Genomic DNA, 16,894 nt, shown 5'->3' on the forward strand with positions numbered 1-16,894 from the left:
TAATTTAAAATGTTTGAATTTTGAAAACGCTTTTGACATTAGATTTTCTAATAGCTTTAATATCGTGCTTTACAGGAACTGTATATGGATTATCTCTTGTTAATACGACTCCAATATTTGTATCATTTTTATCAAACAGACCTATGAAATCATCCCAATCATTAAAGTCGATGATGAAACACCCTTCGGATACACCAGAATATTTTTGATAATTCCATTCTGTACCTTTAGTAATTGCTCCTGTCATATTCCCAAATTCATCATACATTGGATAAGATCTAGCATCGGTTCCAATTATCGGTTTCGAGTCCTTCTTCATAGTTGACCAAACACTTGATGTATAGTTGCCTTTACTACTTGGTCTATGTCCATTTATTCCAACAGCAAGAGACATACCATCAGATCTCGAAGGATTAGGTCCTTCTGTTGGTAAATTTCTGGAAGCTCCATCATAAAAATTTAATGCCTCGTAATCATTTTTATGCTTCCCAAACTTGCCTATATAAAAGCCATTCTTAACTGTTGCAAAATAATTAGGATCAGATGGTCTAGTACATGCTTCAAACTCCTTTGATGTCTTTGGATTACCTTCTTCATCTTTATAATAAACAATTGCTAATGCAGAGCCCATATTACTCCCTCTATATCTGTTTTGTTTATCGAACCATTTTTTATCTAATTCATATTTTTTATCAGGGTTATCTTTAAAAAGAATAGCTTTCTCATAATATCCTTTATTTAACTTTCCTTTATCATCATATGCATTTTCATCATCCCATTCAAATCCATTAACTTTACCGCTTTTATCTTTGGTTGGCTTGTATGCACCTTGCTTCTTTTCTTCCTTTTTGTCCTGAGGCGGATCTTCATCCAAAGCTCCAGTTGGATCAACTCTATTTATAGGGTTATTCTGGCAATAATTATAAGGACTGAGCCAAACTCTCTCTTCCTTCATAAGATCCACACTCACAAACCGGCATAACCAAGCGGCATAATATCGTGCACCGTAATAGTAAAGGCCTGTCTCCTCATCACGTTCCTTGCCCACATACTTGTAACGTTTTTGGGAGGTTTCGGTCTCGGTACGGCCACTGCGGTAACTACTTGTTCCGAAAGGATGATATTCCTCGTAAGAGATGATATTAGCACTTTCGTCTAACTCTAAAGAGGCACTTCCCAAATGGTTGCTGTACTGGCAGCGGATTATTGCTGCAGGGTTTACTGTCAAAGAACCTTGATCAATGGTGAGCGTTTCGGCAGTTGCTATCTTAGCTTTATCATCTGAAATATTAACAGTTGTTCGCTCGGTTTCCAGTGAATCGTTAACAAATTTATGATATATTTCGTAATCACCAAAATAATAGCGCTCTTCCCGAATATTTCCTTTTACCACAACTTTTCGTACGCGCTCACCACCTGCATTGTACACATACCAGGCTTTGTTACCACTTGCATCCAAGTCTACAGATGTTAACCAATCGTTGTAATCCCAGTGCATGGCCTGCAGGTGAGTCATGCTCAGCATATTACCATGTGCATCGTAGGTGTAATCTGTTTGCCCACTAATGTGCCCTATCAGGGAATTGTTTTGGCTAAAATTATAGAAATAGTCTCGTGTCCACTGCCCTGCACTTTTTAGTTGCAGCATATTACCCAATTCGTCGTAAGTGTACTCCTGGGTAAAATTTTGCATGGCATTGGCTGCGGTGTTGGGCAGAGCAATATCATTTGCCATATCAGTAGCACTTGCCATAGCCAAACTGCTTAACTCACGACCAGTAGCTTTCACCAATCGGTACAAGGCATCATACTCGTATTGCCCTTTTGGCTCAATTACCGCATTGCTGTAGTAAAAGGTTTGCTGTGCATTGTCTACCTGCTCTACAATATTCCCAACTGCATCGTAGGTATAATTCAGGTCCTGTAAAATATCCTGTCCCGTATTTCGCGTGGTCAGCAAACGTGTTAAACGAAAAGTCTTTGCATCGTACACGTAACGTGTTTTACTTCCATTGGCATAATATATGTCGGTGCGCTGCCCTTTTTCATTGTAATTGATGTTGTTGATGTAGGCCTGTCCACCTGAGCTGAGGCTTTCCAACATTCCGGCTTTGTTGTACTGGTAAGTTTCCACCGAACCATCGGGCAGGCTTTTACTTACAGGGCGGTTTAGTGCATCTACGGTAATTGTTGAAACATAAACTGTTGTTTGCAAGGCCGGGTTGGCATCCAGATTTCGGTAACCCTGATAATCGGTATAAAATGTACGTCCGGTCATTTCAGGATTGCCTTTAAAATCGTAGCTCACCAAATGGGTGCAAGCGCTTTGGTCGTATTGGTATTCCAACTGACCAATGTTATTCAAAGCTTCGGATGTTCCATACACTTGCTGCTGCACTTTTATTTCGGCATTGTTTCCCTCTGTTATGTACATTGCCAAAGGCCGCCGCAAGGCATCGTAAGTGCTGCGCAACTGATGGCTTCGGTTGTCCCATGAGTATAGAGGCTGCCCGCCTGCATCGTTGAGAATGGTACGTGTGCCTGAGTCGATATTGTGCACCTGCAATGCCTGCTGCATCGCAAAAGTATTGGTGGTCATTACCCTGTTCTTGGCATCGGTAACCACTACAGGCCGCCCGGCAATATCCAGCTGTGTGTGAACACGGTATTTGCCTTTGCTGCCGTTGTCATCTTCTACCATGTATTCACGTCCCAGGTTATCGAAGTACCGCAGCTGAGGTGTATTGGCATGTTTGGCTGTGAGCCATGCGGCTCTTTTCTTTGGATCAGTAGGTTCAGTACCACTGGGATCGGACAATCCGGCTTGTTGATACCAGTCGCTTTCAAGCACCGTATCGTTCTGATCGAAGTTGCGTTGCTCCCAAGGGGTAAATTCCACCTTAGTGAGTGTACCGTCCGGTAGTTCGGTACGGATATTACGCCCCACCGGGTCGTAGTAAAGTACAGGGCTTACACCATTTTGTACCAGTACATTCTCATTTTCGAACTCGTGAGTAGTACTAAAATAAGGCTCATACTGCCTTATCACCATTCCTTTGTTGTTGAATACTGTACGCCCGGTACCTGCCCATCGATTCGTCGACTTCACAGTTTCCACCGATCCATTGGGAGCAATTTGCATGGCGGGGCCATCTTCAGCCTGTACTTTGGTCATCACCAAATTTCCCCAACCACCGGTGTATTCGTAACTCTCCATCCAATCTGTATTGGTTGGACCATGTTCAACACGCATTTGTACATGGCCTTGCGCAGGTTTTTGTTCGTTGATCCAACGTTCCATATCGTAGCTGTATTTCATGCTGGGATCGCTAAGAGTATCACCTTCGCCGTTTGCTCCCATTAAGGCCACGGCTTTTACCATACCACGGGTATCAAAATCCACCTCTTGGCTGTTGCCATTGGGATCTGTCAGTTTTTTTACCTGCAATAAACGGTAGTCAACAGCAGCAGTGCTTGTATGCCCAAGCGCATCGGTGGTTTCGGTCAACATCAGTTTATAGCTGTCGTATGCCAACTGGGTTCTGTTCCCAAAAACATCAGTTTTTGCCGATGGCAGATAAAAAGCAAGCTTATTAAAGCTGATCACTTCTGATGGTATCCACCAGGTACCGGATTTTTCACCCACACCGGGTTCAAAAACGTAAGCTGCTTCATTGGCCAGACGTTCTATGGAATATTTATCGCCTGAAGGATCCAAACTGCTTAGCAAATCTTCAGTTAAATCGGCTGTTAACGATTTGTTAGGCAAAGCATGCGATGCAATCTCACCCAATGGCAAGCTGCCCGTTAGTGCTTCATCGTAAAAAAAAGATTTTTGATGCTGAAAACAACGTTTTTCTAATCCACCTGACGGACTGGCTGCATAATCTATTTCATTAGCAAAATCAAATGCTGCCTGCAGACTTTCCTTAGTAAAAGGCTGTCCGGTATATACCAGACCGGTAAATTCAAGCTGCTCACTCTCACAAGGAACTCCAATGATCTGTAGATTGGTTTCCGAACGGTTGATATAGCTATTTTGTGTACAAACTACTTTCAAACTTTTCTGCTCATCGGTAGCATTCACATCACGACGAGGATAAGCAATATTAAATGCTTCCAATACATTGCCATACTCATCGGTAGTAAGCGTTACTGAATGGGCAATACGCGGATCATTACCATCACGTTCATAATGATAGGAAATGGCTTCATTGGCAATTGGCAAAAATACGGCATGCTTGTTCTGTCCTTTTGGCTGCAACAACTTTACCGACGTATTTTTTTCCTCTACCACATAAGGGAGGTCCGCCATAGCTGAGTCGTCCTTGGCATAAACTTCGGAGCGCAGCAATTGGCCTCGCAAAGCACGACATGCTTCACGTTCTTCATCAGGAGTCAAGCCTGTTGGCAATATTGAGTCTGGTAATTGCCAAGCTTCACTGTCCCCACTAAAGTATTCTTGCGCAAATTGGGTAGAAATGGTTTCCTTTTTATCGTAAATACCGTTATGAAACCAGCTTTTTGTGTAAACAGGAGGCTGATAGCCTTCTGTGGTATCGGCAAGATTTTCTGTATCCCATTGCTCTACCATACCAAAGCCCCGGAATTCACGCTCATGCACATCATAGTGTCCGTGGTGATAAGCATAACGGCTCACCAATTTGGTGTCACTCACCTGCTCGTGATCTTCCACATGTTCCAGAACATGAACAGGAAACGGCAAACGGGTAATCCAAGGGGTACCAGCTAATTTATCCTGCATAAAGAATTTAGTAGATGGAGCATACTGCATACTTACTTTACGTCCCATGTTATTTTCAAAGGAAGTTAGCAAGTAAGGTTTTCTGCCGGATGTTAGCTCAACAAAAAGCAAGTGATGCTGATGATGCGGCAAAGAAGATGACCAAACCAAACAGGATGTACCATTCCCCATCAGATCTGTTACTGATACCTGAGATAGGTTATCGATGGCAGGGAAAGCACTAATATTGAATGCTTCGCTCCAGGAGTTACCAGCCTGATTTTTAAAGTAAACAACTTTCAAAGCATCCAGATAGATGATATCGGTGGTACCCGTACCATCAACATCGGCCAGTAGTACCCGCGACGGGTTAAAATGGTCAGGAGAATCCAACAAAGGAGGATTTGCCATCAATACTTTTTCGCCAAAACGTCCATAACCCAGGTTTGGCCAGTAGCCTACAGAATTGTGAGTAATCCGCACAATATCGCTGAGTCCGTCACCCGTCATATCTGTTAAATAAACAGAATGTTCTGCGTTGGAGAATAGTACAACCGGTGCCATGTCCTCATTATGGCCCAAGTCCACTTTGCGGTAGCCTTTGTAACCCTCTTTCCCTGCTGAGAGATACAATTCAAAATAGTTGCCGCGGCTGATCAGCAAATCGCCCAGTCCATCGCCCGACAAGTCGATTTGCTTCACATCCGGATGACTCATGTCTACATTCGGCATGTTGCCGAATGCCTGAAAATTCTGCCATTGACCATCTGTATAAGAGTAGTAGCCATGTATTCCAGGGGCATGAATCACCAATTCGGACTGCGAATCACTGTCCACATCACCCAGATAAAAAGAAGCACCACGGGTTTGTTTCGCATTGGGTTTTAGATCGAGTTGCTGCATTTCTCCAAAGACAGGTTTTGGAGCAGTAATCGAATTGTCAGTCCAACGGGCATCACCCAAATTGGGTTTGTAATACCAGGCTTCGTTGTCCATTTTTAACAGACTGCTGATTCCTTCGCCATACAGGTCGGTCCATTGCCACCCGGATGTTGCCAGACCATTAGGCAAATTATCCAGCATGGCGTGATCAACGCTGTGCAGTTTGTTGCTTACCTCCGCCTGGCTGTAAGTAAAGCTAATTGGCGGCATTGAAGCTGCCTGTGCGCCATCATGGGATTTATGTTCAACCTGCACGAGCTGTGCCATATGCACATCCTTGCTGTAATGAAGCTGGGTCGATTTAACCAAGACGGCATCAGCAGCCAAATCATCTTTAAAGTGGTGAAACATCAGCACTCGTTGACACAAGCGGTAGGTACGCATTTCAAAACCTGCCCGATAAACGGAGAAAGGATCCTGACGAGCATCCCATACAGCTGTTGGATTCACCGTACCCCCATTGGTGGTGTATGTATTGTAGTTTCCATAATCAACAGCCAGTGTAAACAGCCAGTCACCATCATAAACACCCGTTGAAGGATTATACATGACAGTATTGCCATATTGTACCTGATTGAGGTAAATGTTGGTAAAAGCTTTGTTGTTTTCGAGACGATGTTTTTCATATACCTCAGGCGAAACATTATTGCTGTTCTCTTTCAGATAGGTATAACGCATCAGGTTTCCCCTAACATCATAACTTTCCTGCAAGTACCAGCTGAATATCTTTTGAGTATCATTTGGATGGGCAATGCGGGCACCGGCGTCCTGTCCATATACCGATGTAATGTTCTCTCCGGAGATGGTGCGCCAATGCACATCACCATTTGCAGTATTGCTCCACTGCTCTATCCGGGCAAACAGGCCTTCGGTACGCGGCATATAACGCTTAATACTGTAATTGCCTTCGGTTCGCGGCAGCTCATCAACAGGCACCAAATCTTCGGCACCGGAAAGAATAAACGTGTCCGACCCGTTGGTATCGTCGTATTGCGGTAAACCTTTGGCGGTTTTGCGGGTAATATTTGGGACACCAACACCCCAGCCCACACCAAAAGCGGAATTACCACTACCTGAATCATAAGCCAGACCCAGTTGTGGAGTAAAGCCATTACGCCCCGGACTAATGGCCAGAGGAGCACTCATTGAGAAAGTTCCGGTTACCGGATTGGTTTCAAACTTTTCGCCAATCCCCTTAACAGCACCACCTCCTTTGGGCAAATTAATCAATGATTGAGATCCTTTTTGAGCCCCTTCATTTTTCTCAGCACCTGCTTTCGACTGTGGTAAGCCGGAAGATGACTGAGTACTTGTATGTTGTTCGGATTGCTCCGATGTATTGAAGTTCATGTGTATAAAAATTAATGATTGGAATTCATTGATTTATAGCAAAAAGAAGCCCCGCTGCAAGAGCTGGATGCTCTTGCAATATGTAATAATACATAACGGAACTTCTTGGGAGAGACTTGATTAAAAGACTTACTTCCAGGTACGGGAGGATTTCATCTTGTGAATTGTTACCATCCAAGCTGTTGCTTAATCTGTACGAGAGTACCCGCGCATAAACCGTAAACACACCAAAGGAGAAAGCTTTTAATCAAGTTTTATATATTGAATTACGAAGCTTTAATCTTGTATTTCAATACAATCATTAAGTCATCAGCATTACTAACATCAGCATCATTCGGTTGAATAGTTATGGTATTGATAGCTTCCATTGGATCGGTACCAACAAAAAGTTGTTTGGTATCCTGATCCTTGCCGGAAAGAATAATTCTATCAACTCCAGTGATCACAATGTTTTGCCCATGCAAATAGAATGGCAATTGTGATTTTTTAACCTCAATAATCACTTCCTGAGTTCCTGCTTTCGCCCATGCTTCAGGATATTGAGCTTTCAAACTAAACATCGAAGCTAAATTCTCACCCTTTGATAAGTCAATCAAATCGTCAACCAATTTATTCTCAATAACAACTCTATCACCTGCATCCTCTGCCGTATAGTTAATGTGCATAATTACATCATTAATGCTGTTGTAGTCAAACTGACGAATGGTATTAGGCAGTGTTAAACTCCACTCACTGGCGGCACCTGCACCTTCGAACGGCAAATAACGTGCATCGTTAAAATTCAACTCAAACAAACCACTGTCGTTAACAGCAGAACTGGCAGCCATTTTTTCTACTTTTTTAGCTAACGGAACCAGTTTACGCAAATTCCCTGGCTTTTCTAACACTATTGTTGAACTATTTAATAAGGTCAGGTTAGCTGAAATTGACGTATAGGCTCCGGCAACACACGGAATGGTCAACGATACACTCTTAATGCGTCGATTACAATGTCCCGGGTGATCCAGATCATATAATACCTCAGGAATAGTTATCTGACAAGTTCCACCGCTTCGTAAATCCAGAATTTTCTGTGGATCAAGTAAGGCCAATGACACATGCTTGGTTAATTCAAACTTTCGCTTGTTATCTGCCAGATAATCTGCTTCCATCTTCTTCAACTCCATATACAATTTTTCTCCAGCCAATAAGCCCTTGTTCTGCGCACTGAAGAAATCGCCGGCCAATGGCATTCTTGGGTTAGCAGGACAAAGCTCATAATTGTAAGCCCCTTCAGCCTGTTTTGCCATTTTATAAGCCATATCAAAAGCAGAGCGATAAAGTGTATTAATCTCGCCAGCCATCCACAAGTACAATTGCTCGTTGGTAAACTTGCTGCTTAATACATCATAGCTTTCCTGCGTTTGCTCAACCTGTTTTAAATGGTTTGTCTGATCCAACTCAGCAATATTCTTACGAATCTCAGCAGCTACTTCCTGTTGTTTCAATTGCTCTAAATCGTGCTTGGCTGCATCAGCCTGAAAGGTCCAGTCTTCCTTGCGGCGTTCGTAGCCGGCAATAAGACCTGCTTTAGAGCCTTTGTGGCTGGAAATTGAACCCAACATACTTAAAGTAGATGAGGCAATTGTAAGTGCGCTTGTAGCTTTAGTTCCACCATAGGTAACAGTAAATAGTGGTGATCCTCCAAAACCATTTGCACCTGCCTGAACGTCTGGAATTAAACTTGTACTTCCCGCCATCAATTGAAGAGCCTGTGAACCTACTTGAAGTGCCATACCTGCATCCATAAAGTTCAACTGTTGCTGCTCCTTACCGCTAATCTTTTTCTTTTTGCGGTAGTAGCTTTCCCTAAACTGGGTATGCTCTTGCTGCAGCTTCACCTGCTCAATGGCTGCTTCGGCTTCTTCGATACTCTTTTCCTTAATTCCTGTCACCAAGTCAGTCAAGGTTTTTTCGTGGCTGGCGCGCAGCACAGAAATTTTCTCCGTATCTCCTTTCTCAAGTGCAGATAACAATTGCGAACCAAGCGATTTTACTTCGCTGCAAATCTCTAAGGCACGCTGCAATAAAGTCTGGAAACGGTAATCTGTTGAATTGGCATCTGCCAGTTTCATCACTTCACCAATGCTGATACCTGCCAGGCGGGCACGAATTAACAATCCCGGATCAATAGGCGGTGCAAACAAGGCAAGGGTGCGTTTAATGCCATCAATGTTCAGGCTGTTTCGTATCTTAAACAATTGATTGCCTACACGATCCCAGTAAGCCAGCATCTTATCATTCTTTGGAATCCCAAAGTATAGTTTGGCAACGTCTTCTTCATGTTCAAGCGCACCATATATATCGGTAAGCATGCCTTTAAAATCCTTGTCTTTGCTAAATGGTTTGGAAGCGATTTCCAGCTCATTCGACTCAACATACTTCTCAAAACAGGCTGCATTTTCCGGTTTAATAATTCCTTCTTCAAAGTATTCAATCGCATTCCCCATACCATCAGTCTCCATTCCGGCATATGTCTTAGGAACTAAAATCTCTGTTTCAACCACTTCAGGCTTACGTCCTAATAATTGAGCTGCAATCATATAATATTGCGTGGCTTCGTTAATGGATTCTGTTGTATCAATACGGAACAGATCATCGCCATGAGCAATAATAATATCAAGGTAACGCATAACAACCGCCTTCATATAAGCACCCGGACGCATCTGAGCAATATTATGCGGCTTAAACGGATCGCTGCTCCACAATTCAATTTGTTTATTCAACTCCACATTTGCAGAATCATCATTACCGTTCCTATTCAAGTCAAACAACAAATCGTCGATACCCTTAGTGGAATTGTAATCGGCAAAAGGCTTAAACTTCCAGTATTTGGCTGAAGTTTCCCCCTCAGTTTCGCGTGGATCAAAAATAAAATGCATCCACCTCAAGGCTTCTTCAAAATTACCTTCGATTAAGAATCGGTTAGCCAATAAGAAAGGAATATGAAAGAATAACTCCCAGTTGTACAAGGAGTAGGCTCCACTTAAACCATATTCAAATTGTTCTTGAATGTACTTCATATTGTCTTCAGAGTTTATTAAATCCGGAAGTACATTTTTCACCACACCACTATTCAATTCAAAATCTCTTAGATAAGCTTTATTGGCTTGTTGCGGCAATAATTGATGATTCGCATCGTCGATACCTAATGGATCCAATATGCCTTCGATACCATACCTTTGCAGGTTAGAACGTAAAGTCTCCATATATGGATGATAACCTAAACCGGCATTCATCTCTGGCTTAAATGTTACAGCCTCAAGCATTAACAGATCTTTATTCACCGGCTCAAAAGTGATCACCTTACGGCTTGGTGTTACTTTAATCACACACAGACGTTCATGCTCATGCGTATAAAAATTCGGTATCCTGTACTCACGACGTTCCTCTCTCCTATAATCATTATAGTATCTGTCATCACGGTAGTATCTGTCCTCGTTTATGTAACGACATGAATATTCAGGTCGGTAATATCTTCTTATTGGCCTGAACTTTGGTTGTGAATAGGTGTATCGAATTACTTTCTTAAGCAATACAGAACTGCGCTTGGCTTTCACTGTCGGAATTAAAACGACCGATTGCATGTTGGTTTCGACAACAAAAGGTGCATTACACATGAAATTTTTATACTGATGCGGATAAACCAAACGTGTGCGTCCCTTGATGTTCTCCACCACATTATTGGCATAGGCGATTCCATTTGTAGCTGCTACCGGTAATGATAACCAATTCCTGGCATTGCTCATCTGAGCTTTTTGTCCATAGGTACTCATATCTTGTGGCATCACATACCCGTTGCCCTTAAAACTACTTTGTTTCGTTAGGTAAACATGGTTGAAACATTCAACAGAAAATGAATGCCCTGTATTGTCTCCAAGATATGTTTTTGGTGCTTTTAAGATGTGCAGATAATTAGTATCCCCTTCCTCGTATACCAAACGGAAATCAAATTTTCCATTGGTACTTAAATCATCAAGTACTACTTTTTCTTCACAGCTGCGTTTGCGTGTCCACTTGTTATCAACCAGTTCACTCCAGCACACCTGCATCTGCAACTGTTTTTGAGCGCGTTTAGGTTTGATGGTTGTTGTAGTATTTGGATCTACCGACAGATCAGCATCAGATGGTTCTTTGGCCACATCGCTGCAATCAAGCCAGAATGCCACCAAACGGTCTTTGATAATAGCAGGGGCAATGTGCTCACTGTTGATCTCAATTCCCATCTTTTCCCATGGTGTCCAATACGATTCGTTAACCAGCTTACGGTAGAAATACTCGCGTGGTTCAAAGCGTGAACGACCAATGACATGTAAAACAGAAACACTATCATGCTCTTCGTTATACATCTGACAAATCTCAATATTGGCAACCTGTTCAAATTTGGAAATATAATCCATATAAGAACTATCCACAGCTTCTTTGGTAATTTCTTTACCAGTTAGCTCTTTCTCCAGATCCTTAAAAAACGGAGTTTTATTATCGCGTAACTCTGGTTCGAGCCAATTTTCAGGATACAGGAATATCTTACGGTTAGCTTCCCATACACGATACAAGCTCATCCATTCCCACTTTTGAACATCTTTTTTGGTGAATGCAATGTCCGTTTCGAGACCTAACTGAATGCGCTGAATAAATGACTGCACAGTTAATGTGGCCTGTAAAATACGGCTGCTGGAAACAGCAGAAGTCATCTGAGTATCAATCAGAAAATATGAATACAGATCATAGATATCCTTAAATTGCCCACTGTCTTTCTCAAATAAATAATGTACCAGTGCATCGCGTTGCTTCATTCTAAGCTTATCGCGGCCTAAAGTCATTTCTGCCTTGTAAACTCCAGAATTGGCCTTGTCTTGAGCAATGACTGCAATGCTTTTTACACTTGCCTCTGCTTCTGCAGCATTAGCCCAATCCCACTTAATCAATTGAAGAGCATCCGAAGAAGCAATACCATATCGACTTAAGAACTGATTGATTTCTCCTGCCTGCAGGAACCAGTTAAGGTTACTGTTATATTTGCTTGATTCCAATTCATCATTGTGCTGCCAATCTGTTAAAATTGAGACCCAATCAATATAATCAGTAAGTACGAGGTTCGCCTTATCTTTTGTAACAACCTGCTTATAAAACTCAAAACGGTTTTTCCCTTCCATAAGAAATTGCCCGGCCTTACAAACAGCAGAAAATTTACTGAAACTATCAAACGATACAGCTTGTGCTGCATTCAATGGTAAGGCAAAGATCGCAACAGGGCTGTTGCTAATATGATCCAAGTCAGCCAATTCAATACCCATTTTCTCACATAAAGCCAGTCCTTTTAAGCAATGCTTAATAGTTGAAGTTAAGTTATTCCTTACCTCCGACGGAGTATCACTGCCCGGGTCGGTTAAATATGTTGCTGCTTCCTTCCCATTTATAGATTTCAGGTCGATTACTTTTGTAACAAAGCTTGAGTCCAAACTTGTAGTGATTTTCAACTGTTCCTCAATCACAGGCTTTAAGGCAATTGCCCAGGCATCCTTTTGTTCTTGAGTCATTGTTTCTTCTTCCTCAACTTTTGGCTCAAATTCACCTTTCTTGTCGATGATATTATTGACAATTTTAAGTGCTTTATCATCAAATTCCTCAAACACCTCATCAGTTCCCTGATGATATAATAAAAACAATAATTCTGCTGCATTGGCTTGATTCGCAATTACAATCTTTTGAGCATTCGTCAATGTATCTACGCTATCAACTAAAGACGTTGAGGCATCAAATTGGATTAACCGGCAATAATTCATCAACTCATCAATATCCAATCCGTACGCCTCGGCTAATTGCCAGGCAGTTACCATATTCTGGATACCCGCGGCTGTTAATATTGGTACATCGTTTTCATCCCGATCCAACAAGAATGACAAGGCCAACAGTTCATCTGCATTCAGTTTCATTGCTTCTTGCAGGTACTCCATAAATACATGAGGTTCACCTTCTAATGCATAAGCCAGTGCATCAACAACAGCTCCGTTTTCATCTCCAATGGTTAACCAATTTTTAAATGTCGCCTTATGCTCTTCAGCCTGATCATTGTCAACAAAGAAACGATTGATAATTGATGTGATTCCTTCATATTCCAATACGGAAGCTTTACCAAACACACCAGCTGCCTGATCGTCGGTTAAGTCAAGAAATTCCTGATTCATTTTGGCATGGCCGATACGCTTAACTGCATCAGAAGTAATCAAATTATTAGTACTGTTTGTAGTATTATAATAAGATTTATAATCTGTATCTGATAATATAAGCGCATCCAATACTGGTGCCGACCATTCCGTAACCATCATTAAACGGCGGAACTGGAACATACGCATCATAAAGGCTTTCAATCTTGTTTCTGTACCAAAATCAAGATAAGCTGTACTTAACTCCTGTTTTCCATCGTAGTGAATTGTAAATCTTTGATAATCCGCTCCATCTGTAACACAAGGGTTCACATAATAAGACCCAATAAAAGCATTGAATTCATCAAGGTTCATAATTGATTTCTCAAGAAAATCTTTAACCGGCAACTTAGTAGGTACAGGACTAGGATTCACTCCAAAAACAGATTCAAAAACAAAATTAAGAGCAGGAGCTGTTGCAAGGGAATCTTCTGGAAAAAGTACTTGTTCTTCCTTTGTCAAGCCCAAAACATCAAAATACGGGTTGGCTGCATTGACTACCTTACTATATGGCTCTGCAAGTTTAGTTCGGTTTATGCCCAAGGACTTCCCATACAACTTCAATTCTTCACTAAACAAGTCAAATGGTTTGGACAACCAAGAACTTATCGTATTTTTTTTGATTTTATCATATACAGCATACTGCGTATACTCAGGATCTGTTTTTAATTGTTCCTCTGTTTTTGTGGTATCCCAATTGCTAATATCATAACGACCATTTTCATTGTAATAAATAGCACTTTCAAGTATTTCCATCACCAAATCAATATATGGCAAGGGAGTTACTGCATTGGTACAATTCAAAGGTATCTGCGCAATGTCCGGACGACGTTCAACCAATTTATCATACAAGCTTTCTTTGCCGGCAGCATCACTTACCTTAAATTGCTTCAGTACATTTAATACATCTACCAGATAAGCGGCCGCCCCCAAAACAGATTCTCCATGTTTGGTATCTGTTACATCCTGATCGCCAAAGAGCATTGACATCTCAGGCAAGCTCAGTAACTGAATTTTCTTTTCGTTACCGGACTCAAACTTTTTATCATTAATAACTATTGGCATTCCGGAATTCGAATTGCCGGAATACTTGTTCAGAATGGCAAGAGCTTTATTTACTTTGTACTCGGCAGCTTTATAAATTTGAATGCATTTGTCCTCGGCCAATTTACCATTCATCTTGTTGATGAAATTACTTCGGCCGGCTTTCACAATATCGTAAGCAGAAAAATAAGCCTTCTCAATTAATGCCTTAATCGTTTCAAACTTACCCTCTGAGGTAATACTGTAAACGCGCTGAATGATGGTCATAAAGTTGATCCAGTCCTTCTTGGTATATGGACTTAAGCCACTGTAAAAAGAACTTAATGCAGTATCGATCTCACTGGTTTCAAGAAAATCGCGTGCTGGTCCTTGTTCAATATTAAAGGTAAAGCCTGCTGCATCAGCAATACCATAAAAATGGGTACTACTGCTCATGCTTGCATCAATCAATTTGACTCTTAACGCATTAAACTTAGTAGTCAGATCAGTATCCCCTTCAATCGTAAAGCTTATTCCTGCGTTTGCCAGGTCAAAAAGAAGTGACTCCGTTGCAAATTTATCTTCAATCTGATTGTAGATATAATCTGCATATGCTTCGGCAGTACTGATACCTTCCGGCATATCCTCAGACGCTAAAATATTGGATTCATCCGCTGCAATTTTGCCAAGTATATCGGACTTAGTCATGTTTAATAACTGACTGAATGGTCGCAAAGTTCCTGATACAACAAAGCGATTGATAAATTGTTCGTTACCATTACACACTTCACTGTATTGGATAGCACTCCTCAATTGCTCTTCTTCTGTGGCCTCAAAATTCAATGCTAACCAGAAATCTCCATCTAATTCTTTTACTAAATCGGTGTTTTCATAAGAGAATTGAGCCATCATTTTAACAAAATCAGATCTTTTTGTTGGGTTGCTCATAACCGCCTGAACAGCGGTACTAGCAATACCTTGAAAAACATCAGTAAACTCCTCCGATACCACCTCTAACAGTCTGGTTTTAATAATATTCAATACTATAAGAATATCCTGGGAAGGAATAATACCGTCATTAATCGCTTCTTGAATTTTTGATTGTAAAGTGGTCTCCGACATGCTAAAGAAAACAGCAATATCCAGTTTTACATCTTTTTTAACCAATCCAAATAGAATATCTTCATGCTCCAATTTCATCAGGCTGTTAAAATCACGCGCCTGACTCAAATCCTGTACATCTTCCTCTGTAGTACCAATTAATGATGCAACATATGGCGTATTTTCAGCACTATAACCTTTAAGCATACTACGCACAGGAATGGTGCTGTCAGCAGAATTTTTTGCTGAAATAAACTCCTCCTCACGATTTATAATTCGGGTATAGTCATCCAGAGTATTCTTACCAAATTGATAACTCAATTCTTCTTCCTGCTCGGCCGTAACCAATTGCGGAGACCAGTAAGAATTGTAAGTTTCTGTTACTTTATTATGAATGGTCTGCTTCGCAGGGGCAAATGATGCATCTGGAACACGTGTTAAACATACTCTTGATTTACCATCTGAGTTATAAGTAACTTTTCGATCGAGAACCTGATAATTTTTATTGCTGTCTCCATCCCAAATGTATTTCCATAAGGATTTCTCTCCCAAGCTGGTTTCATCGTTCCAATAAACAGGCCTCTTGGTTATATTTGCGACATCTACAGCAATAACTTCATAAATTTTACCACTGTTTGAATCCTCAACCAGTTCTCCAACAATAGGAGCTTCAACTACCAACGGTTCAACTTCATCCGCAACTTCAACCGGAGCATCTCCTGTAATACCAGGTACACTATCGCTTGAAGCAATGTCTTCATTGTTATAAAATTTTAATCGCAATGAATTTGTTTCACTACCATAATAAGGTATTTTATATTCTCCGTTTATGTTGGTGAAAGCAGTTGCACCATCAATCAATTCTGAACTTCCCTGGTCATTGTTTTTATCCGTGTATAGTTCAACCAAACAACCTGCTGCATTTACAAAGTTTTTGCGTTTCACAATGCCTTTAACAGATGATCTTGATGCAATAAACAGATCTTTTAAGTAGAGCGGTTGAGTTGCTGATATAACAATCTGACCATCGTTGACCAAACCTAACTGTGTATTCCCTTGATATACAAAGAGCTCAAGAGGATTACTGTAATCGAAGGTTATCACTTCATTCTCCCAAAACTTAATACTATAACTTCCATCAGCCTTACAGCGTACTTTCTTTTTAAATATCAGTTTTTCTGTGTTGTGTTGATATGCACACACATACAGTCCACCACCAAGTCCCGTTGTTGCCTGATCGAAAACACGACCTGTAATCATGTAGGAACTAAAACGAAATCCTTTCGTTGGTGATTTGTAAATTGACTCACCACCAGGGGCTATGTCATCTTCTAAATAATATTTATATGCTTCACTCATATTAATAGTTGTTTAATTAATACTGCTTCTACATTATATATCTGCAGCATTAAACGTTTAAATTTATTACATAGAATACCCAGGGCAGACCAATAGCACACATTATTGCCAGTCCGCCTATTCTCAATCT

At 41.1% G+C, this 16,894-nt stretch carries 2 protein-coding genes; both read right to left on the minus strand.

Going from position 1 to position 16,894, the window contains the following annotated elements:
• Positions 1 to 4: 4 nt before the first annotated feature.
• Complete coding sequence (locus ACHZAX_RS15585) at positions 5 to 7,036, minus strand: SpvB/TcaC N-terminal domain-containing protein (protein WP_320019773.1); 7,032 nt, start codon at positions 7,034 to 7,036, stop codon at positions 5 to 7.
• A gap of 266 nt (positions 7,037 to 7,302) precedes the next feature.
• Positions 7,303 to 16,764: a Tc toxin subunit A-related protein gene (locus tag ACHZAX_RS15590; RefSeq protein ID WP_320019774.1), complete on the minus strand. Its 9,462-nt coding sequence runs from the start codon at positions 16,762 to 16,764 to the stop codon at positions 7,303 to 7,305.
• Positions 16,765 to 16,894 lie beyond the last annotated feature (130 nt).

Source organism: Labilibaculum manganireducens, from assembly GCF_963665805.2.
Taxonomy (GTDB): Bacteria; Bacteroidota; Bacteroidia; order Bacteroidales; family Marinifilaceae; genus Labilibaculum; species Labilibaculum manganireducens.